Raw genomic sequence first — 24381 nt, forward strand, 5'->3', positions numbered from 1 at the left:
AGCAGGAGGGGATATTAATTGGAAGAAAATGATTACAAGCTGAATGACCTCACAGTGCATATCCATTTTGTACTCGACAAAGCTACTTATCCCGGGTGGGAGGACATCCGTAACATGGTAAATGTGCACAGCTTGTACTGGATTCATGAAGGTAAAGGGGTTTTCCTGACCAATGTTGAGCACAACGTAGAGGCTGGAATGCTAATCTATTTAAAACCAGGCCTTAAACTGTCCATGCGCTCGCAGATGGATGCTCCACTTCGTATAACGATGTTGCTCTTCGATTGTGCAGAGCTTGGTTATGATGCGGTATGGAAGGAAGTCAAGCCAATCGTAAAACTGAGACTTCCCTTCTTAAGCCAATATAACCAACAGCAGGCTGAGGAAATTAGCCAGCTGGTCTGGGAGATTCACCAGGACTGGCTGCCCGGACTAACCGAAGGCATAGCCGTATCCCGGGCTAAAATGCAGATCCTGCTGCATATGCTACACCAGACCGTTCAACCGGACTGGAATCTGATGGAGTCTGGAGCTTTCGCCGCCTTCGAACAGATCAAGAAAACACTCGAGAACGACTATAAGGATCATCACCGGATCGAGAAATTAGCGGAGAAATACGGCATTTCGCCATCTTACTTGCGGAAGATGTTCCTGAAATTTACGGGGATGGGGCCGAAGGAATACCATATGCACTTACAGAACAAGCAAGCTTGTCGTTATCTGGTTTTTACCGATTATCCAGTTAAGGAAATCGCCAAATTATGCGGGTACTACGAAGAATATCATTTCAGTAAGATTTTTAAACAGCTTAACGGGATCCCTCCGACAGTATACCGAAACAAACAGAGAATCAAAGATTAATTGTCCGCAGAACCGCTGGTAAAAAATCTTGAGGTTATGTTTTTTTACGGGAAGGACTTTACCATGTTAATATTGAACTCATTGAAGCATGTTTAAGGAGGGAAAATTGGGCATGATTATATCACTCAAAAATGTATCATGGCAACGTGATACGACAATGATCTTACGCGATATGAACTGGGAAGTGAAGCAAGGACAACACTGGTGTATCGTCGGTTTGAACGGTTCAGGAAAAACGACGATGCTAAATGTAGTGAACGGCTATATCTGGCCGACAACAGGACAAGTCGAGGTGCTGGACCATCGCTTCGGCGATGTGGACTTGAGAGAGCTACGCAAACGAATCGGTTGGGTAAGCACCTCCTTGCAGCAGAAGCTGTACGGCCATCAGACTGCCCTGAACATCGTCCTAAGCGGAAAATTCGCGACGATTGGTCTGTATGATAAGACGAATGAAGAGGATCAAAAGCAAGCCGAGGAGTTAATGGAGTTTCTAGACTGCTCTTCTTTGGCTGGTCGTACATATGATACCTTGTCGCAAGGACAGCGTCAGAAAGTCCTCATTGCACGCGCACTAATGGCCAATCCAGATCTACTAATCCTTGATGAGCCGTGCACGGGACTAGATATTTTTGCCCGTGAACAGCTGCTGCAGATGATCGAGAAGATAACAAAGCAACCTGGTGGACCAACCTTGCTGTATGTAACCCATCATATCGAGGAGATAACACCATGCTTCACGCACACGCTGCTGGTAAAGAACGGTGAAATCTACAAAGGTGACGAGACAGTAAACTGCTTGCAGTCAGATGTTTTGAGTGATTTCTTCGATACCCCCGTTGAAGTACAGGAACATCATAACCGCAAGTGGCTTACACTTGCCGGTGATAAGTAGCATATCAAGGCACATCGAATAGGCGAGCAAACCGCTCTGAAGTGGTTTGAAGGATTGCTTGCAGATATAAAAAATGAAAACTAATCACAATATAATTTTAAAATAACCCGCGCACCGCGCGGGTTTTATATTTGTTTGCAAGCTTATAAGCCACGTCCATAAACAGTCAAACAACATATTAACGGTACCTGTAAAAAACATTTTGACATATCTAACAGGTACCGTTATAATACAAATCAACAGGTACCGTTATAAAGTTCAACAGGTACCGTAAAAACTTAATGGAGGATTCATTATGGACATGAATACTGAATTGTACGAAAAACTCGCGAAACTGCAATGGCTGTTGCAAAGGCAACACTTGAAGTCTCATGCCGCGGTTGGTCCTATGGCCGACGCATCACGTGGGCAAGGGAGGATATTAGCGTTTCTTCGGATGAAAGACGGTATCAGCACCAAAGACTTATCCTATATGTTGGACATCCGTGTATCATCCCTTAATGAATTGCTTGGTAAACTGGAGAAAGCAGAATACATCACCCGTAAACCCTCAGAAACAGACAAACGTATCATGTTGATTTACCTAACGCAAAAAGGACAAGAGGAAGAGAAACAAGAGATAGACAGCGGCAACATATTTTCTCGCTTATCGCCAGAAGAGCAGATAGCTTTCGGGGATTACCTAACTCGCGTCATTACAGCTTTGGAGGAAGAACTTGGATCGGGCGAAGAACGTGATGTGATGGCTATGTGGATGGAAGCTGCCAAGGCGCGCATGGGAACAGAGGAATTTGAAAAAATGATGGCTATGCGCGGACAAATGCACAGAATGTGGGGAAATTCTAGGGACGAACGCTTTAGCGGAAGGTTCCCTGGATTTGGCGGAGAAGGGCGTGGTGACATGCGCGGATTCGGCTGGCCTTCCAGCGATGACAGTAATTCGTCACCTGACAAGTCACATGGCCCGGACGATAAGTAATTAAAGTCTTTTAGCAAACAGTAGCTGAGGCGCTGCCTTTCCACCAGAGAAAGATGAACGGCAAAGGCAGCGTAATGTGAAACTAAAGAATAGTCAAATTTCGTACGCCAAATCTGAAAACTCGTCGTTAGGGTACAGGTTTGCTTGTTGCTGCGTCACGGATCATATTGGACCGATAGTTAGAATTCTAAGTAATTTCAAAAAACAAAATAAAGAAAGATAGTGGTGAACCTTATGGATGCAGAAAACCTCCATTACTTTGAAAAAGCACCTGTCGCAAAAGCCGTAGCTCACTTCGCAGTACCGATGATGCTAGGCATGTCGATGAGTGTCATATACTCCATTTTGAATGCCTATTTCCTTGGTACACTGGGCAATACTGCGATGTTAACCGCACTCGCACTAACTTTACCGTTATTCGCCGCCATTATGGCGCTAGGTAACTTGATTGGTATCGGTAGCAGTGCATTCATCTCCCGTTTGCTGGGAGAGAAAAAATATGATGATGTAAAGCATGTGTCTTCATTCGCCTTTTACAGCAGTTTAGCTCTCGGTCTTATTTTGATGGCTGCCGGCATCCCCTTGATCGATTCAATCGTCCATGGCTTGGGAGCGACGCCTGACTCCTTCGGGTTCACGAAGGACTATGTCACGATTATGCTTATTGGTTCACCATTCGTCGTTCTATTCTTCACGCTGGAGAATATCGTGCGCTCGGAGGGGGCAGCGATCACTTCGATGATCGGCATGCTTCTCAGTGTTGTTGTGAATATTATTCTCGATGCGCTAGTCATTTTCGTCTTCCATTGGGACGTGATCGGGGTTGCATCTGCTACAGTCATTTCTAACTTGGTTGCAAGTGCATTCTACGCCTTCCACATGGGATATAAGAGCCAATTCTTAACCCTCTCTGTTAAATGGTTCAAAGCTTCCAAAGACATTCTGAGCAATGTATTTAAAATTGGAGTACCCGTTTTTGTTATGAGTCTCTTCATGGGTGCAATGTCACTTATCTTTAACCGTTTTCTGGTCGAATATGGGGAGCAGGCCATTGCGGCCTTCGGAATTTCATCACGATTATTACAATTTCCAGAGGTTATTCTGATGGGCTTATGTGAGGGAGTCGTGCCGCTGATTGCCTTCTCTTTTACAGCCAATAAATTACGCATGAAGCATACCATAACATTCACAATCAAAGTGACTGTGGCATTAGCAGCCGTATTCGGCATTATTGTATATCTGATTTCCGACCACTTAATCGGTTTATTTACGAATGACCCGCAATTAATTGAACTGGGCAGCTACATTCTTCATGTAACGTTCTTATCCCTGTTCATTTCAGGAACGACCGCGTTGTTTACGGGGATCTTCCAAGCGACAGCACAAGGAACCGCCGCCTTTATTATGTCAATTATTCAAGGTGTTACTCTGATTCCAGTATTGTATATCGCTAATCGAATGAACGGTTTCCACGGAGTAGTCTGGTCGCTCGTCATTTCAGATGCTGTTGCGTTCCTTGTGGGTGCCATCATGCTGTATGTTCTGCGGAACAAATTGCAGCCTGATTTAGATACTTTAGTACAGTAGAATCCTAAGCTTTAAGTTGATATTTTTAGTTCATCTAAAAAAACCTTGAATCAGCAAGGTTTTTTTGGCTCGTATGATGAAGCAGCCTGCCATGAGGCAGCACTAGCTGCTTTGGAGGCGAAGCTCCAGTTAAATTTTAATGCTAACTTCTCCACTTGAAAGATACTCTTCGTCACCATTCTCATATCTGACTTTCAGATGGCAATCGTCATCGATATCAATGGCTGTTGCTTTACGTTGTTCATTATCCTTTATCACGGTCACAGGTTCGCCAAGTGAAATTAACCTTTTTTTGTATTCGGAAAGAAACAATCTGTCCGTTAAATGTTCATAATATCTCATGAAATGGTTTAGTACTTCTGCAACGAGACGGTTGCGCAGATCACCATAAGGATTGTTTTCTGAAATTACAGTTGTTGCAATCTCGGTAAGATCATTGGGAAAGCCTTCGGAAGGGAGGACTACATTGATACCGATGCCGAGGACAGCATAATCAAGCCAGCCGTTTTCCAGTGACACGGATGCTTCGGTAAGGATCCCGCATACTTTTTTACCTTCCATAAAAACGTCATTTACCCATTTAATCTGCGTTTCTTTACCGGATACGCTCTCGATAGAAAGGGCTACAGCTACAGCGGCGCAAGTGGTCAATAAAGCTGAGTCTGTTGCGGACAGCTTGGGACGCAGCAGGATGCTCATATAGATACCCGTTCCAGGTGGAGAAAAAAATTTCCGGCCCATTCGCCCGCGACCAGCTGTTTGTTCTTCCGAAAGAATCACTTTACCTTCAGCTTCTCCATTTGAGGCAAGGTTTTTTACGGCTTCATTCGTGGAAGATATGGTCTTAAAGACTTCAACACGTAACTTTTGCCCCTGAGTATCCAGGTACTTTGAAATTGCACTGGCTGATAAGATATCCGTTTGTGGTGACATGGAATATCCTTTATTGGTTACAGCTTGTATCGAATAACCGTCTGTCTGTAAAGATTTTATGGCTTTCCAGACCGCGCTGCGCGTCACGGATAACTGAACGGCTATTTCCTCGCCGGAAAAATATTCACCCTTATTACTGTCAAGCAAGGCAAGAATATGTTCTTTTACTGTCATGAACTTAAACCTCCAAAAGTATAACTCTCCGACCAAAACCCATTGAATAGATTAACATCCAACGATTGCGACTGAATACTCTAATTCTATATAACAATAGGAAAAACTCAAGCATGGTATTTTATCCTATTGTAAACCATATATTAATTTATGGTTTACAATAAAGAATAACTCCATTATAATTCAGCTTACTGGACGTATTTACTAACCAGAATACAATCATTGATATCCAATGGAGGTCATTTTTTTGAAGACAAAAGAACTAATTTATGCTGCATTATTCGCAGCACTTATCGCGGTGTTGGGGATGATACCGCCCATCCCCCTCGGCTTCATCCCCGTTCCGATCACTGCCCAGACGCTTGGCGTCATGTTGGCTGGATGTTTTCTGGGGAAACGGATGGGCGCCCTCAGTCTCATTATTTTCATCATACTAGTAGCCATTGGGCTGCCTGTACTGACTGGCGGTCGCGGCGGAATCGCGGTGTTAGTTGGACCTTCTGCAGGATACATATTTAGTTTTCCAATCGCGGCCGGCCTTATTGGCTGGTATTCCGAAAAAATCTGGCCGAAGGTTCGAACTTGGAAGCTGGTAGCTATCAACATAATCTTCGGTGTATTACTAGTGAGTCTGATTGGTGCCCCTGTCATGGCATTGATAACCAATACTTCGATCTGGGCTGGTCTTGTCGGAGCGTTGGCCTTTCTTCCGGGAGACATCATCAAAGCCGTTATTGCAGCCGTCATAACGATGCAGCTGAAAGCAATAAGCCCTATAGAAGAAAAAACACAAATATAATGTGATGTGAAACTCGGGTAAATAAAACCCGGGTTTTTTTATTGAAAAAGAATAGGGTTATGGTTGCGAATTTGTTTATACTATAAAAATTAAACGAAATTGAAGTGGGTGTAGAAAAATGGATAAGGGATTTAATTTAGCTAGTCAACTATTAACGCTGCTTGATACAGAACATAGATGGTTTACCTTAGCGGAAATCGAAAAAAGTTTAGGGATCTCTGATAAGACCATCCGGAAGATGGTGGAGGAAATCAGCAAGCAATTACCATCTACTGTAACCATTGAGGTTTCTAGAGGAAAGGGAATAGTTCTTCAACGTGATGGGCGAAGTACGATTAGTGAAGTGATTTCTTCTATGTTCAGACAAACCATCTTTTATCGGCTGATGGATTTTTTGTTTATGAATGTGGGTCGACTGTCTGTGGAGGAGCTCTCCGAAGCCATGTTTATGAGTACCTCGTCTTTAAAGAAATTGATTGTGCAATTAAATAATGATGATCTAAAAGCTTATAAGCTACGCATTAGTTTTTCTACCCCCATGATCAAAGGGAATGAAATGAATATTCGATATTTTTATTGGAAGTTATATTGTGATGCGTATGAGTTTACAGGCTGGCCCTTTGCGAATGTTGATTTTGCTTATATGAATCAGTTAATCACAAATATAGAAAATGAGAATAACATTGTATATTTTATCAATTCCAAAAGGAGATTATCGTTTTTGTTGGCCATTGTTATAGAAAGAGTGGCTAAAGGAAAATGTGTGAACATCGACGAAAATGCTTACCCTTGGGAAAAGGGGATGTTTTATTTTCCAGTGAAAACTATTACAGGACGTCTTGAGGACAAGCTGTCCCTTGAATTTCCAAACAGTGAAATATTCTTTATGCAATCCATGGTTAGTCTCAGCCAATATCATTATTATGAAGGGTCAGAGATCACTCCGATGAAAGAAGTCGAATTACACAAGGATAAAGAAGAATATCAAATGGGGAATCTGCTTCTAATGTTATTAGCAAAGGTATACCCGAACTTAGATATACAAGAACGGTTTATTTTGGAGATTTACGGTTTCTTTGACAAGCTATTAATCGAAAATGCCATTCCTGAATGGATGATGATTTCAACAAGTCATTTAACAACATATGTTCAAAAGGAATGCCAGCAGATTTATCAAGAATTGCAAACCTGTATGCAAACGTGGAATAAAACTTACCCTTCCGTTTTGTTTAATCATTTTCATTTAACAAAGCTAACCTTAATTGTCCGCTCGAGTTTACGTTATAAAAGTAAGAGGGCCTTTTTAGTGATCGGGGAAGAATTTTCAATTCGTCATTACATAGCAGATTTGATAAAGAAGGAGATTGGGGATCAGTTGATCCTTAATACTTCCATAATGAAAGGCTTGACCGACGAGATCATGCAGCAAAATAATATCGATCTTGTCATTAGTAATATCCCGGTTGCATTAACGACAGTGCCTGTTGTTATTATTTCCACGATCCCCTCTAAAAGAGATTTAGACAACATTCGTAAAGAACTGCTTTTATAATTTGACCAATTATTTTCCGTAAGCTCCGTAAGTTTTTGGTCTAGTTTGTAATGTTAAAAAACCTTATGCTCAATCTAGTTTCGAAACTGATTTTACTTGAAGGCAAATGGAAAGCGATTTCGGTAAACCTCAGTTTACTATTAAAAGTTGGAGGAAGAACTATGAGTAGGCATTTAGGTGCAAATAAGGGAGAAATAGCAGAGCTCGTTTTGCTCCCAGGAGATCCTTTACGTGCAAAGTTTGTGGCAGAACACTTTTTAGAGGAGGCTTATTGTTATAACGAAGTAAGAGGGATGTTTGGATACACTGGATTATACAAGGGTGTGCCTGTGTCGGTTCAGGGGACAGGGATGGGAAATCCATCGATGAGTATCTATGCAACAGAATTGATCGTCGATTATGAAGTTAAGAAATTGATTCGCATTGGTACATGTGGCGCGATGCAGGAAGAAATAAATATCCGCGATATTATATTAGCCCAAGCAGTATCTTCAGACAGTAATATGACGGAAAAGATCTTTTATGGCTGTAATTTTGCACCAACGGCAGATTTCTCATTGCTAATGAAAGCATATCAACAAGCACAAGCTAAAAATGCAAAGGTGTTTGTTGGTAACATCTATAATTCTGATGAATTCTATCGTGAAAATTTAGATCGGCTTCATAAGTTCATGGATTTCGGTGTATTAGCTGTAGAAATGGAAAGTACCGCCCTATACACTTTAGCCGCTAAATATGGTGTAAAAGCGTTATCGATTTTGACCGTCGGCAGTCAATTGTTAAGACAGGAGCACCTAACTCATAAAGAAAGTGAACAATCCTTTTATGAAATGGTCGAAGTAGCTCTTAACACAGTCGTTGAAGGCTGATTTATTGATAAGAGTGCAGTGTTGTTAGAAAAGAGAGTGAGAAAGAAATGAAGGTAATACTGTCAGGATTGCAGTGGATGATTTTTATGATCGCTGGTGCAATTGCTGCACCCATTGCTATCGCAGATTTATATAACTTAACACCCATAGAGACTTCTGGACTCATTCAGAGCACCATGATTACTTTAGCAATAGCTGGATTTTTACAAGGCCTGATGGGTCATAAATTCCCTATTCATGAAGGTCCAGCAGGGTTATGGTGGAGCATTTTTACCATTTACGCGAGTTTAGTGGGGGGACTCTATTCCTCTAACAACGGCGCTTTACAGGCTTTAAGTGGAGCGATGATCATTAGCGGAGTGTTGTTTATCTTAATTTCAGCATTTAAGCTAATGGATAAAATCGCTCGTCTTTTTACTCCAACCATCACCTTTATTTATTTACTTTTATTGATCTTTCAATTAAGCGGATCTTTTATGAAAGGGATGATGGGGATTACCATCGCCCACACCATGTTAGATGTTAAAGTATTCATCCTTAGTGTGATCGTGGTCTGCATTACCTTTTGGTTAGGCAACAGCCGCTTTGTATTACTAAGCCAGTTTTCAATAATTCTCAGTATAGTGATAGGCTGCCTATTATTTATAATCTGCGGTAGTATGCCGGCGGTTTCTCGTGCGGATACTCTATTTAAGCTGCCGGAAATATTCCCATTTGGAACACCCCGATTCGATGCCGGGACAATTACTACTGCATTTTTACTAACCCTATTATTAATAACCAATGCAGTGGCATCCATCCGTTTGATGGAGACCGTTATGAAACCAAAGCAAGGGGATCATCGTCGTTATTTGCGCGCCGGGTTTACTTCTGGAATTACGCATCTTATTAGTGGTGGTTTAGGAGCGGTCGGCTCAGTCCCTATTTCGGGAGCGGCGGGATATGTTGAGCAAACAGGGATGAGGGAGCGCAAATCATTTTTAATAGGCTGCAGCTTAGTGATCTCAATATCCTTGTTTCCGCCTATGATGAATTTCATATCTGCGATTCCAGCTCCCATAGGCTATTCTGTTACCTTCGTCATTTTTGTGAAGATGGTCGGACTAGCGCTAAAGGAATTGAAAAAGGTTATTCATGAAGAGCGAACATTTATTGTCAGTGGGCTTTCCCTTTTAGTGGGTGTAGGTTTAATGTTTATTCCTGCATCAGCTACGGCCCATTTATCTCCGATCGTGATAGCCATTTTAAATAATGGATTAATATGCGGGAGCCTGTTAGCGATTATTTTGGAACAAGGGTTAATGTGGAAAGATGCATTTCGATATGAGGATTCCAAGAAAATTAACCGATAATTTGGAGGGCTAAAAATGCATTATCTAATTTCTATTGCTGGTCTGGTTATTGTTCTATTACTGGCATGGCTAGGAAGTAACAATAAGAAAAAGATTAAATATCGTCCGATCATTGTAATGATTGCTATTCAAATAGGTTTGGGATTAATTATCCTAAAAACGAGCATTGGAGAATTTTTGATTAAAGGGTTTGCTGATAGTTTTGCAAAATTACTTGGATACGCCAATGAAGGTACTGACTTTGTGTTTGGCGGCATTGCAAATGAAGGGGCGCATACATTTTTCCTTTATGTTTTGATGCCCATTGTTTTTATGTCAGCATTGATTGGGATTTTGCAACATTACAAAATACTGCCATTCATTATAAAGTATATTGGACTGGTATTGAGTAAAATAAATGGCATGGGTAAATTGGAATCTTATAATGCAGTTGCAGCCGCAATTGTCGGACAAAATGAAGTATTTATTTCGGTGAAAAATCAGCTTGGACTATTACCAAAACATCGCTTGTATACATTATGTGCGTCTGCAATGTCTACGGTATCCATGTCAATCGTTGGTTCCTATATGACGATGCTAGAACCTCGGTATGTAGTAGCTGCATTGATATTAAACCTATTTGGCGGATTTATCATTTCATCCATCATTAATCCGTATGAAGTTACACCTGAAGAAGATATTGTTGAAGTTCAGGTAGAAGAAAAACAAACGTTTTTTGAAATGCTGGGCGAATATATTATGGATGGCTTTAAAGTAGCCATAGTAGTTGGGGTAATGTTAGTTGGTTTTGTGGGAATCATTGCTTTAATTAACGGAGTCTTCAGTGGCATATTCGGAATCTCGTTCCAAGGAGTGTTAGGCTACGTCTTTGCACCCATCGCCTTTCTTATCGGTGTGCCATGGCATGAAGCTGTTGAGGCCGGTAGTATTATGGCGACAAAGCTTGTTGCGAATGAATTCGTTGCTATGCTTGACTTTGTTAAGATTCAAGAAGGATTAAGTGGCCGTACTACAGCCATTGTCTCCGTTTTTCTAATCTCATTTGCTAACTTTGGGTCGATTGGTACCATTGTGGGTGCAGTGAAGGGATTGAATGAAAAGCAAGGGAATATCGTCGCACGATTTGGATTAAAGCTGTTATTTGGCGCCACACTTGTAAGCGTTTTATCAGCTTTGATTATCGGTATCATATTCTAGTTGATGCAAGGAGTATTAACATGAAACAAACACCCCGGTTTAAGCGGATTTTCGTCATCGTTATGGATTCTGTTGGCATTGGTGAAGCTCCAGATGCTGACAAGTTTGGGGATGCAGGATCACATACATTACGGCATATTGCAGAAAAAATGAATGGGCTACATGTTCCTGCGTTATCCAAGCTAGGGTTAAGTCATATTGACCCAATACCCGGAGTTCCCAACGTAGAGCACCCTTTAGCTTATTGGACCAAAATGCAGGAAGCTTCTAATGGAAAGGATACGATGACAGGTCACTGGGAGATCATGGGCCTACGAATTGATGTTCCTTTCAAAGTGTTTCCTGAAGGGTTTCCTTATGAATTAATTAATGAATTAGAAGAAAGAACAGGACGAAAGGTGATTGGGAATAAACCCGCTAGTGGTACAGCTATTCTCGATGAGCTTGGACAAGAGCATATGAACACAGGTGCACTCATTGTCTATACTTCTGCAGATTCCGTGATTCAGATTGCGGCTCATGAAGAGGTTATTCCTTTGGAAGAACTGTATCAAATCTGTGAGATTGCCAGAGAGATTACTTTACGTGAGGAGTACATGCTAGGCAGAGTGATTGCTAGACCCTTCCTCGGGCAGCCCGGAAATTTCAAAAGAACATCGAACCGTCATGATTATGCCTTGAAGCCTTATGGAAGAACCGTGATGAATGAGCTCAAGGATGCCGGGTTCGATGTACTAGCGATTGGCAAGATCTCAGATATATACGATGGGGAAGGTGTCACCAAGTCTTTCAGAACAGTGTCTAACATGGATGGCATGGATAAACTCATGGAGACCCTTCATACTGATTTTACAGGACTTAGTTTCTTGAATCTTGTTGATTTTGATGCACTTTATGGCCATCGTAGAGATCCGATCGGGTATGGGAAAGCGCTGGAAGAATTTGATGATCGTTTACATGAAGTTCTAGCAGAACTATGCGAAGATGATCTTCTTATAATTACGGCAGACCATGGCAATGATCCCATTCATGCGGGTACGGATCACACCCGTGAATATGTTCCTTTACTCCTCTACAGTAAGAGTTTCAATCGACAAGGGGAGCTGCCTATATCGAGGACTTTTTCGGATATTGGAGCAACAGTTGCTGATAACTTTGTTGTGACCATGCCCCAATTTGGTAAGAGCCTCCTACAGGAGCTTAAATAAACTATAATTTGAATAGACACTTTGAATAGAAACAGGATACCTAACTTGTATTAGTAAAAGGTATCCTGTTTGTTTTTTTATCTACATATCTTTGTATCTAAAAAGCTGCCGAGAAAGCGGCTTTTTTTGTTATTACGGATCAAATATTAGGGTAATAATCAATTATTAAAAGGGTTAATTTTAGAGCCACCTGTCGTTAACCCTTTTTTCGATGAATCGCATTCTAATACAACGTTATAAATAATCTAGTTTCTACTCATGCCACTCCTTCGATAGTAATAGTATTGACAACCTGTATATACAGGTTTAAACTGTGTGAAGTGTTTGAACTTGTATATACAGGTTTAATGGTTGAAATATAGGAATTCTTTTTGGAGGTGTTCAACTTGAGTCAGTCCCAGTATTCGGAATGGTGGCGCCGCTCCACGGTGTATCAGGTGTACCCGAAAAGCTTTAAGGACACTACAGGCAACGGAACAGGAGATATTAAAGGACTTATTGAGAAATTAGATTATTTGCAGAAGCTTGGAATCGATATTGTCTGGTTACAGCCGGTTTATGTTTCGCCGCAACATGATAACGGTTACGATGTAGCAGATTATGAAAATATTAACCCGGATTTCGGTACGATGGAGGATTTTGACGAGCTAATACAGGAACTGCATAGACGCGAAATGAAGCTAATGATCGATATCGTGGTTAACCATACCTCGACTGAACATGAGTGGTTCAAACAGTCCATTTCAAGCAGGAACAACCCTTTCCGTGATTACTATATTTGGAAGGACCCGGCTCCGGACGGCGGCTTACCCAACAACTGGCAGTCGAAGTTCGGGGGGCCTGCCTGGCAGTTCGACGAAGTGTCGGGACAATATTATCTTACTCTCTTCGATAAAACCCAAGCGGATCTGAACTGGGAGAATGAGAAGGTACGTAGAGCAGTGAATGATATGATGTTATTCTGGGCTAAAAAGGGTGTCGACGGCTTCCGCATGGATGTAATTAATTTAATCTCCAAAGATCAGCGCTTCCCTAACGATGACGGGAGTGTTCCACCGGGGGATGGACGTAAATTCTATACTGACGGTCCACAGGTCCATGCATACATCAAAGCAATGTATGAAGAGGTGTTTGGTCCGTTTGAGATGGTGACTGTAGGAGAGATGTCCTCAACTACACTGGAGCATTGTATCCGGTACTCAAGTCCCGAAGAGCGGGAATTTTCCATGACCTTCAATTTTCATCATTTAAAAGTCGACTATCCGAATGGACAGAAGTGGGAACTGATGCCTTATGATTTCGAGGCAATGAAACGGTTGATCGCGCAGTGGCAGACCGGAATGCAGAAAGGCGGAGGCTGGAACGCACTATTTTTTAACAATCATGATCAACCGCGTGCCCTTTCCAGATTCGCTGATGATAAGGTCTACCGTGTGGAAAGCGCCAAGCTGCTCGCGACAACTCTGCATGGCCTTCAGGGAACACCTTATGTATATCAAGGGGAAGAAATCGGTATGCCGAATCCGGTATGGAAAAGCATCGATGAGTTCCGCGACATTGAGTCACTAAATATGTACCGCATTCTGTGTGAACAGGGGAAAAGCCCGGAGGTTGCCCTCAGTATTCTACAGGAGCGTTCGCGGGACAATTCACGTACGCCGATGCAGTGGGATGACAGCCGGAATGCCGGATTTACCACTGGTACTCCATGGTTGAAGGTAGATGAGCGGTATCCAGACATCAATGTGCAGAAGGAACTGGAAAACCCTGATTCCATCTTCCACCATTACCGCAAACTAATTGCACTTCGCAAGGAGTATGGAGTATTCATAGAAGGTATTTTCAAGAGACTCGATGAAGGTCATCCTGAAGTCTTCGCTTACGCCAGAACAGGAGATGGAGAGACACTTGTTGTGGTCTCGAACTTCAGCAATAAAGAAATCTCTTTCCGCTTTAAAGACAATCACTGGACTGAATTGTCGCCAAGTGGTAAGGACGAGCTTCTGATTGGGAATACAGCAGATGCACCATCATTAACACAAGAGCTTCAGCTTAGTCCTTATGCTTCCTACATGTGGTTAGTCCGCTAACGAGGTGTACTTGAGAAGGAGCACACATCAATTTTGTAAGGAGTGAAGATATGGCTATAGACCGCAAAAATGTTGAAGATATTGTACGGGCGGTTGGGGGCAAGGAGAATATTGAGGTTGCGACGCATTGTGTAACCCGGCTGAGATTCTCGCTGTATGACGAGAGCAAGGTGGATTCGGAAGCCCTGGACCGTAACGAACTCGTAAAAGGACAATTCTCTACGCAAGGGCAGTTCCAGATCGTTATCGGACCAGGAACTGTGGATAAAGTATATGATGAAATGATTCAGATCACTGGTGGTGCCCGCTCTTCCAAGGATGAGGTGAAATCAGCGGCAGCACGGAAACAGAATCCACTGCAGCGGGCGATCAAAACACTGGCTGATATTTTTATTCCGATTCTTCCGGCCATCGTAACCGCAGGTTTGCTGCTTGGGATTAATAATATTTTGACCGGACCTGGTATCTTTTTTGATAGTAAGTCATTGGTAGATGTCTATCCTGCATGGAAAGACATTGCTGCGATTATTAACACGATTGCCAGCACAGCCTTCACCTTTTTACCAGCCCTTATCGGTTGGGCAGCTGTTACACGTTTCGGGGGCAGTCCTCTGCTCGGAATCGTGCTGGGTCTCATTCTCGTACATCCGGATCTATTAAGTGCCTACAGTTATGCAAGTGCTTCAACTGAGGGAACCGTTCCGACCTGGAATTTGTTCGGCTGGCATTTGGAGAAGATCGGTTATCAGGGGCAAGTATTGCCTGTACTGGTTTCGGCCTATATTCTGGCTAGACTGGAGAAGTTCCTCAACCGCCGGGTGCTTGATTCCATTAAACTACTGGTCGTTGCTCCAGTGACCCTGCTGGTTACAGGTTTTCTGGCCTTCACCATTATCGGACCCGTTACGTTCGCTATTGCCAATGCTATCACCTCGGGTTTGATCTATGTATTTGATCATTTTGCGCTCCTTGGTGGTTTGATCTATGGTGGATTCTATGCACTTCTGGTCATCACTGGGATGCATCATACTTTCTTGGCAGTCGATGTTCAGCTCATCGGCAGTGAGGGAGGCACCTTCCTCTGGCCGATGCTGGCGCTCTCCAATATTGCGCAAGGCGCTGCGGCACTGGCGATGATGTTCGTTGTTAGAGAACAAAAGGCAAAAGGTTTGGCGGCTACGTCTTCCGTCTCTGCATTCCTCGGCGTGACTGAACCGGCAATCTTTGGGGTGAATATCCGCTATCGCTATCCTTTCATCTTCGGGATGATCGGCTCAGCAATTGCCGGTATGCTCCTTACCGTTAACCAGGTTCGAGCTTCATCCATTGGCGTAGGGGGAATTCCCGGTTTCCTTTCTATTTTCCCGAATCAGTGGGGCGTTTTCTTTATTGGCATGGTTATTGTTCTCGTTGTGCCATTTGCCGCCACAGTATTGTACGGACGTTCTGTAGTGGGTCGTTCCGAAAAGAACACAGCTACAGAGGCTTCTAGTACTACGAGCGAACCAGAGGAATTGAGTAGCCGTCATTCCGTTCAAGGGTCACAGGAATCAGTTAATATTCTGGAGCTTGTCTCCCCGCTTAGTGGAACTGCAGTATCGCTGGAACAGGTGCCCGATCCTGCCTTTGCTGAAAAGCAAATGGGTGAGGGAATTGCAATCGAACCTTCTGAGGGGAAAGTATATGCTCCCTTTGATGCTACAGTAGCCCATGTGATTAAGAGCAAACATGCGCTTATACTGGAGCATGCCAGCGGTGTTCAGGTATTAATCCACGTTGGAATTAACACGGTGGCGCTTAAAGGTAGCGGTTTTACCAGCCTGAAGAATATTGGTGATAAGGTGCAAGCAGGAGAGCTTCTACTAGAATTTGATATGGAAGCTATCCGCGCAGCAGGTTACCCGGTGATTACTCCAATCATCATTCCTGCAGGTCAGGAGATGGTCGAGAAGATCGAGGAGAAGACCGGACCAGCTACGGCCAAACAAACAAGCATCTTGACTATTCATCTCAAGGGTTGATAAAGGCTATATTGGCAAAGACTTTATACTTTAGAAAGACAGCCCCTTGGGGGCTGTTTTTCTATAAATATAAGAATTTATATGTTCAACGCTATAAATTCCCTTCCAATTGAATCGATGCTTCCAAAGGCATGACGTGATACAATAAAGGGCGGTGATCAAAATTGAGAGAAAATAAATATTTGCAAATTTATAATGAATACAGCAACCAAATCCATTCTGGACAACTGCTGCCGGGAACCAAGCTGCCTTCCGAAAGTGAACTCGCCGAAGCTTACACCACTTCACGAGAGACCGTGCGCAAAGCGCTGAATCTACTTTTCCGTGAAGGATATATTCACAAAATTAAGGGCAGAGGCTCCTTTGTGCTTGACATGACCCGAATGGATTTCCCTGTTACCGGTTTGATTTCATTTAAAGAGATGGCCGATACCCTGGGTACTGCCTCACGGACACTGGTAGAGCGGACGATACAAGAGCCGGCAGGCTCCGCAATCGCCAGACATCTGCAGATTCCACCTGAAACTCTGATTTGGAAGGTTGTTCGCGCCAGAGAAATTGAAGGTGAACGGATCATTTTGGATAAGGATTATTTTCGTGCGGATATTGTTTCCTTTCTGAGTGAGGAAATCGCGGAAGGCTCAATCTATGAATATCTGGAGCTGGAATTGGGGCTTAAGATCAGTTATGCGAAGAAGCTGATATCCGTTGAGCCTTCTACTGAGGAGGATCATAGACTGCTCGATTTGAAGAATTTTACGCATATTGTAGTAGTACGAAACTATGTGTATTTGGAGAACACGGTGCTTTACCAATATACCGAGTCTAGACACCGGCTGGATAAATTCCAGTTCGTGGATTTTGCTCGAAGGGTGAGGCGATAAGCTGATCCGAGGGTGTCCCAGTTATCAGTGTATCCGCTGGTGCCTTGCATAGCATGGCTCTGAAAAGCGATGGAAACGTATGGATATGGGGAGCGAACAATGAGGGCCAGCAGAACCTGTTGCAATTTCGCTTGTAGAAGAATCTTATTAGATTTGAAGAGTAGGGAATTTCATGCCTAAGTGGCAATGAATTCCCTATTTTTATAGGTGAGTCAAAAAGAGAAAACTCTTTTCATATTCATTCTTTATCATTACAGCTATCCGTCTAGACTGTTAAAATGATGGAAGTATGGTAGACAAAGGAGATAAGCAATGAATAATGGCTTTCGGATCAATACTGAGGAGAACCGACACCGAACTCTGAGGCAAGTAAAACAAGCGGCGTTTCATGCTTTACAGGAATATGAAATAGACTGGAACTCCATTCACTTCATTCAAGTATCCGAACATGTCACCTTCCGCATTGTAAACGATGTGGGGGAACAGTTCTTGCTCCGCATTCACCCGGATAACAAACAACGCGAAGGAACCATTTCAGAAATTGAGTGGTTGTTCGCTTTGAAGAGTAAGGGCCTCCTCTTGCCCGAAGCTGTAATCAATCGTGAAGGGACCTTTATTACGGAAGCGTCGGTGTGTGACGGACAACGGTTTTATTCGAGCTTAATGAGATGGGTCGAGGGAAAGCATGTAGACAAAAGCGAACTAACGGAGCAGGGCATCCGTAAAATAGGATCATTGATGGCAAAGCTTCATGAGGCCAGCTCTGATTTTAGTCCTTCCAGCGGTTTTACTCGCCCTTCTTGGGGTGTACTGAGCTTTAAACGGGACTGGGATCACCTAAGTCTACATCGCAAACATTTCATATCGGATGAGGGTTTTAAGTTATATTCCGCAGCCGCCACTAAAGTGGCAACATGTCTCGAAACGTTCACAAGACATGAACAAAATTATGGGATGATCCACGCGGACTTACATAATGGAAATGTCATTTTTCGGGATAATGAACCGTATCCTATCGATTTTGGCAGGTGTGGCTTCGGCTATCATCTTTACGATATAGCTCAGGCTATTATGGGATTATACCCAACACAGAGAGCTTATTTCGTCGAAGGATATCAGAGAATCAGGAAGCTGGAAAATGAATATATAATGAAGCTAGAGTGCTTCTTAGTCATGGCAATAATCGAAGCCTATAGCTTTCATGCAGAGAATCCGCTAGAGACCGAGGGTTTGATTGAAGAGCAGCCATATGCTCAAGCGATTTTGAGAGCGTATGTAAACGGGACAACCTTTTTATTTAATTCTCTGGATACTTCAAAATAAAAGATTAGAAAATGATGTGCGTTATATTTTTCAAATGGTATTATTAGGATGAACTGCTGAAAACTATTTAAATTGTATTTGGAATCTTAGCAATGAAAATGGTTGACAAAACTTTATAAAAAGTGAGGAGTAGAGCAATGAACTTTGATAAAGAACAGCTTTTTTGGATAAATCCAATCAATGATTATTCTATTACAGAAAACAGGATTGAATTTGTAACGATGCCGAATACAGATTTTTGGCAACGAACCTATTATGGTTTTAGAAATGATAATTCACCTGCACTGTTAATGAAAACTGCTGAGAAGTATTTTTCATTTATAGTAAGAACAGATTATGATAGTACACATAGATACGAGCAGTGTGGGATAGTCATCTATCAGGACAGTGATAATTGGTTCAAGGCATCGGTAGAATATGAAAATGAGGAATTCCAAAGACTTGGAAGTGTGGTTACAAATCACGGATATTCAGATTGGGCAACAACTGATATCGATGCAAACATTAAAACTATGTATTATAGACTAAGTCGACGCGAAAGTGATTTCTGTATTGAAAGCTCTTTGGACGGGACTACATTTGAACAGATGCGTATTTTTCATTTGTTTGAAGGGAATGAGGAAATAAATTTTGGCTTATATGCTTGTAGCCCAGAGAATTCTTCATTTAAAGGTGTTTTCACCGAAATGGAAATTACAGAGTGTAAGTGGTTGGAGCATAAATAGTCGTTTACGCAGCTGAAAGTGAACATTACTCAATAGAGCCTTCCTAAAAGGAAGGTCTTTTTTTATGAGCGGTATAAAGTTGTCATCAGTTTCCGATTTCTACAGTTACCCATGTGGTAAAATTAGGATAATTGGATCTTGGGAGGCGAGGACAATGAGTCTTGTGATGATCATTTTATTACTGTTCTTAAATATTCCAGTATATATATTTTTGTTTCGCGTGTTCTTCGTGGATAATGATGATTATAACGAATCGATTAGGCATACTTTTACACCTAACATCATTTCATTATTCCGGGGAGAGTATTGGAAGGATAGAATGAATACGGCAAGACTTCAGTTTTTTATACTCATTTGCGGTGGAATTGTTGTTTTGGAATACCTTGTTTTGCATAAAATAATTGATATTTTTCGTTAACTAGAACTTCATTTAGAAACTTCTGCTTATGGTGAGCAGGAGTTTTTTTATCTTGCATAAGCACCGCCCTATTATGGAAAACTTATGTAGTGCGAATAAACAGCATGAATCTATTTTGCGAGGTGATAATGATGACAAATCAAGATCCGCAGGAGCTTCTTAAAAGTAAACACAAGCTGGATGAGCAGAAGAGGCAGTTCACAAATTTTGCCCGAAGTGCTTCCGGTCATGGTGAAGCAGAAGCAGGCCAGGAATTCAGTAATGACCGAGTGCCAGATGATCAAAACCGCATGAAATCTGTTGAGAACAGACAAGATTGATCTTAAAAAGCTATCAAATAAGCCGATCCTTTTCTGGATCGGCTTAGAAAAATAATTTTTACGTTGTAAGGTTGTTCAATAGGTATCAGATGCTAGAGTTTTCTTGCTTTAATTACAAAAGTTACAGGAAGCATCTTTGCTTTTTTTGCAAAATCGCTTTTATCGTCCCGCGACTGCATAAGTTCATCATCAGATTGCTCAATCATTTGCTCAATAACAAATCCAGCTTTAGATAGCGCATTCACATAAGTTGATAATTTACGATCCGATAAAGTTAGCGTACTTTCATCAAGAGATACTGAATACCAAGATTCATCGAAATAACATTTTTTAAAAACAAGCATATCATTTTCTGCAACAACACATTTGTGTATAGGGTGAGACCAGCTGAAAATAAATGATCCATCTTTTTTAAGGTAAGAAGCAATCCGGCTAAAAGTACCCTCAAGGTCAGTTGTCCAGCCTATGGCATAAACCGAATATACAAAGTCAAAATAATCCTCTGGCAGGCCACATTCTTCTTCCATGGGTGAGCAGATCAATTTTGCTGAAAGACCGTGCTCCGTCAAAAGTTGCCTAGTCTTTTCGATTTGGTTCTCTGCTATATCCGTACCCCATAGTTCAGATGCATTGCGTTCCCCCAGATATTGCAAAGATTGACCGCTTCCACAGCCTATCTCCAGCAACTTTTTCCCTGAGACATCACCAAAAAGTTGGCATTGTTCTTCCGATACAAATGCTCCATAAAGAGGAAGTGCAGTAGCTCCTAAAACTTCATTTCCTTTTGTATCCCAAAATAAGCTGTTTGTTTCATGAATAGTATTCGTATCCATATCGACCGAGATGGCGACGCCAACCTCACCAGCGCCTATAACGTTTGTTCTATAACCAGAATTTTTGTCCATGCAGACACCCGCCCCAAATATAGATTATATAAGCCTAAACATATCTCCCGACTTGCGCGTAATCCCAATAACATATATCGAACACGAACAAGCTGAGGGATTAACCATAGAATAATCTACCATTTTCCCATGAACATATCCATCCAAAATTTCCCACTAAAATTCCCAATTGTGAAATAAAGCATGATATGACCGTATCAGAAAAGGAAAGTTATGCCCCACGAATTTGTTACAATATGTAAAACCGCTGCAGGGTACCGCTTCAAATTATGAATATTTCAACGGGAACACCTTCCCTTAGTGGCGCGGTCATTCGGCATGGCAGCTTGGAAACAAGAGCTTATTTTGTCTAACCGTATAAACACAGTTTCTTCCTCCCGCTAATATGTACTCCCCCCGTTCAATATGAACATTATTACCTAGAACAGTTTTAAATAGATGTAACTCATTTTTGCATAACCCGGTACATACAGCAGCAGCTTCACAGATCGGGCAATGTTTCTCAATGAATAAAAGACTGCCATCATCCTGCTCCTTAACCTCGGCCATATACCCTTCATTTGTTCGAATCTCGGCCAGTTTCTCCAGCTTCTCTCTAACGTCTGCTGTATCACCAAGATGCTGAAGATATTGTTCTTGCATATTCTTATTTCGAACAGCCAGCAGCTTGTCCAGCCCCTCATTTCCGAAAGCTTCTTTCATGGAATGGATCAGACTGACGGATAAATCCGAATATCCGCTTGGAAAAAACCGATCGGCCGCGGGGGTTAAGATCCATAGCTTGGTTGGCCGCCCCATGGGACGGGACTCTTCTATATTAGTAACCAGCCCTTCTTCTTTCAGCGCATTCAAATGTTGACGAATAGCCATTCCAGATAGCGAAAACTGGGAGGAGAGTGCCATAACATCCATTCCCCCTTGTTGCTTTAACAGATCAATGATCGCTCTTCGGGTCTTGGTTGAGACATCCTTTTTGGTTTGATTTCGGCTCATGTTGCACCTCCTACTGAAACAACTAAATCTACATCACAGACTACATTTTAAACAAAAATGTTGACAAAGTCAAAGCTGAACTGTAGCTTAGACATTATAAACAAAAATGTTTACTAAGTGTCCGGATACGATGTATACATACCAATTTTCTTGGAGGTCACATTTCATGTCGTCTAATCATCAAAGTATTTTCAGCCCACGTTATTTTGCACTATCCATAGGTATTATTCTGTCAGTGATGGCCGTTGGATTCGAAGGCCTGTCCGTAACCACCATTGCCCCTTCAATTGCTGGAGATTTGAACGGCCTTAGCCTGTTTGGCTGGATATTCAGTACTTATCTGCTTGCGCAGATTATCGGAACTCTGGTCGTCGGTCGAATCATAGATAGAAGAGGACCTGCAGTACCGTTCACTATCGCACTTCTTTTGTTTATCGTTGGGTTGATTGCTGCCGCAACATCAGGCGATATGTATACCATGATAGGATCACGGGCCATGCAGGGTTTGGGTGCCGGAGCTATGATGACTTGTGTGTACACAGCAATATCCTTAAGCTACCCGGATGAATTACGCGCCAAAATACTCGGAGCATTTGGTACGGCCTATGTTCTTCCGTCCATGCTCGGTCCATACGTTGCAGGTCTTATCGCAGATCAGTGGTCCTGGCGGTTTGTTTTCTGGGGAATATTACCGATCCTGATGATTTCAGCACTGCTTAGTTTACCTGCGTTCACGAAATTAAAAACACCGAAGACGCAAGGGGATATCGGAGCTTCATCAACTTGGAATGCGTTACTGTTAACGATGGGTACAGGGATTTTCTTAGTTGGTCTAAGCATGCTTCCGAGCATTATGGGATTTGTTTTAGTCATTATCGGCTTAGTACTTATGATATTTCCGCTCCGCAAACTGCTACCGAAGGGAACTCTTACGCTTCGAAGAGGCATGCCAGCTATTCTGGCAACACGTGGGCTGTTCTTCGCTGCCTATACCAGCACACAGAATTTCTTGGTATTGGCTCTAATCGATGTGAAAGGAATAACGCCTTCTCAGGCCGGATTGATTGTAGCGAGTGCTGCGTTGAGTTGGTGCGTCATAGCGTATCTGCAAGGACGGTGGGATTCGGCAGATCAGGGCCGTGGACGGCATACGCGAATTATTCTGGGTGTATTGCTGCTTGCCATAGGGATTACTATCGTATTTTGGATACCCGTTGTGACCGTTACCGTAGCAGTTATTGGACAGATCATCGCTGGAATCGGCATTGGATTGGCGCATCCGATTAGCGGTGTTGTGGCGTTTTCTCAGACAGGAGAAGGAGGTGTCGGCAACACCTCGGCTAATCTGCAATTTGCGGATTCTTTTACACCCGGTGTAGTTATCGGGATCGGCGGTTCCATCCTTGTGGTTTGTCAGGCTGGCGGAATGTCACTCCAATCCGGATTAATTGTAGCAATGGGTTTCCATCTCTTGTTGATTGTAATGAGTTTATTTGCGAGCACTCGGATCTCACCAGTAGCTGAACAGATAGGAACGGGTATTCAATCTTTAGGTTTGAAAAACAAATAAACGAAGGAGGAGTTCACAATGATCATCGAGGTCAGTGACAAAGCATCAGAAAAAATCGCCGAAATCTTATCAAGTGCGAATATCCGAAATCCATTTCTAAGAGTGGGTGTTGATGAAGGGGGATGCAGTGGACTATCCTATACCCTAGTCGTGGATGAGCAGCAAGCAGAAGAGGATATTATATTAAATAAACAAGATTTTAGTATATTGGTTCACCCGAATAGTATTCCATATATTGACGGTCTTGAAATTGACTATGAAGAGAGTGGAATGGTAGGCGGATTCACTATGAATAACCCTAATGCAAAAGCTTCATGTGGATGCGGAGCCAGTTTCAGAATGGCCAATTATCGTGGCGAAATAAAAAAATGTGATTAAACAGCAGGAAGGAGAGAAGAGGAATGATATCATTTGCAGTATCCGAAAAAGCATTGGATTCATTTAAGAATGAATGGGGTTTGGAAGAGGGGCAATATGTAAGAATTTACGCAAAATATGCCGGTGGAGGCTCTGATGCTTTCACTGTTGGAATTAATGCAAGTGCTACACCGATCGATCCCGCATGGGTTCAATCCATTGGCGGATTTCATTTCTTTGTTGAAAAAACTGATGTTTGGATTTTACAGGATGAACTTCTTCAAATTGATTGTAATGAAAACGGCATATTTTCAAGCAAAATCTCCTGAGCATCTTCTTGGGTTGCAGTGTACAGTAGAATATCTACTA

Annotated in this window: 24 protein-coding genes; 21 read left to right on the plus strand and 3 right to left on the minus strand. The window is 42.3% G+C overall.

What is annotated here, in order from left to right:
• Positions 1–18: 18 nt before the first annotated feature.
• The 4 genes from MHI51_RS15780 to MHI51_RS15795 all read left to right on the plus strand — a co-directional run bounded on the left by MHI51_RS15780 (position 19) and on the right by MHI51_RS15795 (position 4322).
• Positions 19–861 (plus strand): helix-turn-helix transcriptional regulator, encoded by an 843-nt coding sequence (locus MHI51_RS15780; protein ID WP_076277333.1) that lies wholly within the window; start codon positions 19–21, stop codon positions 859–861.
• Between the two features lie 112 nt (positions 862–973).
• A complete protein-coding gene (locus MHI51_RS15785) occupies positions 974–1756 on the plus strand; it encodes an ABC transporter ATP-binding protein (RefSeq protein WP_076130491.1) in 783 nt (260 codons plus the stop codon).
• A gap of 295 nt (positions 1757–2051) precedes the next feature.
• A complete protein-coding gene (locus MHI51_RS15790) occupies positions 2052–2735 on the plus strand; it encodes a MarR family winged helix-turn-helix transcriptional regulator (RefSeq protein WP_076281823.1) in 684 nt (227 codons plus the stop codon).
• Positions 2736–2969: 234 nt separating this feature from the next.
• A complete protein-coding gene (locus MHI51_RS15795) occupies positions 2970–4322 on the plus strand; it encodes an MATE family efflux transporter (RefSeq protein ID WP_076184945.1) in 1353 nt (450 codons plus the stop codon).
• 129 nt (positions 4323–4451) lie between these two features.
• Here MHI51_RS15795 and MHI51_RS15800 read toward each other — a convergent pair whose 3' ends face one another.
• Complete coding sequence (locus MHI51_RS15800) at positions 4452–5429, minus strand: biotin--[acetyl-CoA-carboxylase] ligase (protein ID WP_076190305.1); 978 nt, start codon at positions 5427–5429, stop codon at positions 4452–4454.
• A gap of 247 nt (positions 5430–5676) precedes the next feature.
• Here MHI51_RS15800 and MHI51_RS15805 point away from each other — a divergent pair, with 247 nt between their 5' ends.
• From MHI51_RS15805 to MHI51_RS15870, 14 genes are all read left to right on the plus strand, one after another.
• Entirely contained in the window at positions 5677–6228 is a 552-nt protein-coding gene (locus MHI51_RS15805; RefSeq protein ID WP_076277335.1) for a biotin transporter BioY, read from the plus strand.
• Positions 6229–6346: 118 nt separating this feature from the next.
• Entirely contained in the window at positions 6347–7780 is a 1434-nt protein-coding gene (locus MHI51_RS15810) for a helix-turn-helix domain-containing protein (protein WP_076277336.1), read from the plus strand.
• 161 nt (positions 7781–7941) lie between these two features.
• A complete protein-coding gene (deoD, locus tag MHI51_RS15815) occupies positions 7942–8649 on the plus strand; it encodes a purine-nucleoside phosphorylase (protein ID WP_076277337.1) in 708 nt (235 codons plus the stop codon).
• Between the two features lie 47 nt (positions 8650–8696).
• On the plus strand, positions 8697–10001 hold the full coding sequence (locus tag MHI51_RS15820; protein WP_076302118.1) for a purine/pyrimidine permease: 1305 nt from the start codon (positions 8697–8699) through the stop codon (positions 9999–10001).
• Between the two features lie 15 nt (positions 10002–10016).
• On the plus strand, positions 10017–11198 hold the full coding sequence (locus MHI51_RS15825) for a NupC/NupG family nucleoside CNT transporter (RefSeq protein ID WP_036677141.1): 1182 nt from the start codon (positions 10017–10019) through the stop codon (positions 11196–11198).
• A gap of 20 nt (positions 11199–11218) precedes the next feature.
• Complete coding sequence (gene deoB / locus MHI51_RS15830; protein WP_340010177.1) at positions 11219–12406, plus strand: phosphopentomutase; 1188 nt, start codon at positions 11219–11221, stop codon at positions 12404–12406.
• Positions 12407–12792: 386 nt separating this feature from the next.
• Entirely contained in the window at positions 12793–14496 is a 1704-nt protein-coding gene (treC, locus tag MHI51_RS15835) for an alpha,alpha-phosphotrehalase (RefSeq protein ID WP_405173086.1), read from the plus strand.
• A gap of 50 nt (positions 14497–14546) precedes the next feature.
• Positions 14547–16517 carry a PTS system trehalose-specific EIIBC component gene (gene treP / locus MHI51_RS15840; RefSeq protein ID WP_076303695.1) on the plus strand — a complete coding sequence of 657 codons (1971 nt, stop codon included), beginning with the start codon at positions 14547–14549 and terminating at the stop codon, positions 16515–16517.
• Between the two features lie 164 nt (positions 16518–16681).
• The gene (treR, locus tag MHI51_RS15845; protein ID WP_076130502.1) at positions 16682–17401 is read left to right on the plus strand and encodes a trehalose operon repressor; all 720 of its coding nucleotides are present in this window, start codon (positions 16682–16684) and stop codon (positions 17399–17401) included.
• A gap of 23 nt (positions 17402–17424) precedes the next feature.
• Positions 17425–17538, plus strand: a complete 114-nt coding sequence (locus MHI51_RS15850; protein ID WP_139330042.1) for an RCC1 domain-containing protein — start codon at positions 17425–17427, stop codon at positions 17536–17538.
• 175 nt (positions 17539–17713) lie between these two features.
• Positions 17714–18724 (plus strand): phosphotransferase enzyme family protein, encoded by a 1011-nt coding sequence (locus tag MHI51_RS15855; protein ID WP_076130503.1) that lies wholly within the window; start codon positions 17714–17716, stop codon positions 18722–18724.
• Between the two features lie 137 nt (positions 18725–18861).
• Positions 18862–19449, plus strand: a complete 588-nt coding sequence (locus tag MHI51_RS15860; RefSeq protein WP_076130504.1) for a DUF1349 domain-containing protein — start codon at positions 18862–18864, stop codon at positions 19447–19449.
• 154 nt (positions 19450–19603) lie between these two features.
• Positions 19604–19867 carry a hypothetical protein gene (locus MHI51_RS15865; RefSeq protein WP_076190298.1) on the plus strand — a complete coding sequence of 88 codons (264 nt, stop codon included), beginning with the start codon at positions 19604–19606 and terminating at the stop codon, positions 19865–19867.
• Between the two features lie 128 nt (positions 19868–19995).
• A complete protein-coding gene (locus MHI51_RS15870; RefSeq protein WP_076130505.1) occupies positions 19996–20187 on the plus strand; it encodes a hypothetical protein in 192 nt (63 codons plus the stop codon).
• 92 nt (positions 20188–20279) lie between these two features.
• On the opposite strand, the gene MHI51_RS15875 is transcribed toward MHI51_RS15870, so the two are convergent.
• Positions 20280–21092 carry a class I SAM-dependent methyltransferase gene (locus MHI51_RS15875; protein ID WP_076130506.1) on the minus strand — a complete coding sequence of 271 codons (813 nt, stop codon included), beginning with the start codon at positions 21090–21092 and terminating at the stop codon, positions 20280–20282.
• A 309-nt stretch (positions 21093–21401) separates the two neighbouring features.
• On the minus strand, positions 21402–22085 hold the full coding sequence (locus MHI51_RS15880) for a metalloregulator ArsR/SmtB family transcription factor (protein ID WP_076217678.1): 684 nt from the start codon (positions 22083–22085) through the stop codon (positions 21402–21404).
• 166 nt (positions 22086–22251) lie between these two features.
• On the opposite strand from MHI51_RS15880, the gene MHI51_RS15885 reads away from it, so the two are divergent.
• From MHI51_RS15885 to MHI51_RS15895, 3 genes are read left to right on the plus strand one after another with little or no spacing between them, the layout of a single operon-like run.
• Positions 22252–23655, plus strand: a complete 1404-nt coding sequence (locus tag MHI51_RS15885; protein ID WP_076184920.1) for an MFS transporter — start codon at positions 22252–22254, stop codon at positions 23653–23655.
• A gap of 21 nt (positions 23656–23676) precedes the next feature.
• A complete protein-coding gene (locus MHI51_RS15890; protein WP_076130520.1) occupies positions 23677–24033 on the plus strand; it encodes an iron-sulfur cluster assembly accessory protein in 357 nt (118 codons plus the stop codon).
• A gap of 23 nt (positions 24034–24056) precedes the next feature.
• On the plus strand, positions 24057–24341 hold the full coding sequence (locus MHI51_RS15895) for a HesB/YadR/YfhF family protein (RefSeq protein ID WP_076217679.1): 285 nt from the start codon (positions 24057–24059) through the stop codon (positions 24339–24341).
• The last annotated feature ends 40 nt before the right edge of the window (positions 24342–24381 follow it).

The sequence above is a fragment of the Paenibacillus sp. FSL H8-0260 genome (assembly GCF_045040625.1).
Taxonomy (GTDB): domain Bacteria; phylum Bacillota; class Bacilli; order Paenibacillales; family Paenibacillaceae; genus Paenibacillus_AQ; species Paenibacillus_AQ odorifer.

What these genes read in the sequence shown, in the direction of transcription:
- MHI51_RS15820 (WP_076302118.1), top strand. Translation starts at nt 8,697, where the DNA reads ATGAAGGTAATACTGTCAGGATTGCAGTGGATGATTTTTATGATCGCT.
- MHI51_RS15825 (WP_036677141.1), top strand. Translation starts at nt 10,017, where the DNA reads ATGCATTATCTAATTTCTATTGCTGGTCTGGTTATTGTTCTATTACTG.
- MHI51_RS15785 (WP_076130491.1), top strand. Translation starts at nt 974, where the DNA reads ATGATTATATCACTCAAAAATGTATCATGGCAACGTGATACGACAATG.
- MHI51_RS15895 (WP_076217679.1), top strand. Translation starts at nt 24,057, where the DNA reads ATGATATCATTTGCAGTATCCGAAAAAGCATTGGATTCATTTAAGAAT.
- MHI51_RS15800 (WP_076190305.1), bottom strand. Translation starts at nt 5,429, where the DNA reads ATGACAGTAAAAGAACATATTCTTGCCTTGCTTGACAGTAATAAGGGT.
- MHI51_RS15880 (WP_076217678.1), bottom strand. Translation starts at nt 22,085, where the DNA reads ATGAGCCGAAATCAAACCAAAAAGGATGTCTCAACCAAGACCCGAAGA.
- MHI51_RS15795 (WP_076184945.1), top strand. Translation starts at nt 2,970, where the DNA reads ATGGATGCAGAAAACCTCCATTACTTTGAAAAAGCACCTGTCGCAAAA.
- MHI51_RS15865 (WP_076190298.1), top strand. Translation starts at nt 19,604, where the DNA reads ATGAGTCTTGTGATGATCATTTTATTACTGTTCTTAAATATTCCAGTA.
- MHI51_RS15885 (WP_076184920.1), top strand. Translation starts at nt 22,252, where the DNA reads ATGTCGTCTAATCATCAAAGTATTTTCAGCCCACGTTATTTTGCACTA.
- MHI51_RS15875 (WP_076130506.1), bottom strand. Translation starts at nt 21,092, where the DNA reads ATGGACAAAAATTCTGGTTATAGAACAAACGTTATAGGCGCTGGTGAG.
- MHI51_RS15870 (WP_076130505.1), top strand. Translation starts at nt 19,996, where the DNA reads ATGATGACAAATCAAGATCCGCAGGAGCTTCTTAAAAGTAAACACAAG.
- MHI51_RS15860 (WP_076130504.1), top strand. Translation starts at nt 18,862, where the DNA reads ATGAACTTTGATAAAGAACAGCTTTTTTGGATAAATCCAATCAATGAT.
- MHI51_RS15810 (WP_076277336.1), top strand. Translation starts at nt 6,347, where the DNA reads ATGGATAAGGGATTTAATTTAGCTAGTCAACTATTAACGCTGCTTGAT.
- deoD (WP_076277337.1), top strand. Translation starts at nt 7,942, where the DNA reads ATGAGTAGGCATTTAGGTGCAAATAAGGGAGAAATAGCAGAGCTCGTT.
- MHI51_RS15855 (WP_076130503.1), top strand. Translation starts at nt 17,714, where the DNA reads ATGAATAATGGCTTTCGGATCAATACTGAGGAGAACCGACACCGAACT.
- MHI51_RS15790 (WP_076281823.1), top strand. Translation starts at nt 2,052, where the DNA reads ATGGACATGAATACTGAATTGTACGAAAAACTCGCGAAACTGCAATGG.
- deoB (WP_340010177.1), top strand. Translation starts at nt 11,219, where the DNA reads ATGAAACAAACACCCCGGTTTAAGCGGATTTTCGTCATCGTTATGGAT.
- treP (WP_076303695.1), top strand. Translation starts at nt 14,547, where the DNA reads ATGGCTATAGACCGCAAAAATGTTGAAGATATTGTACGGGCGGTTGGG.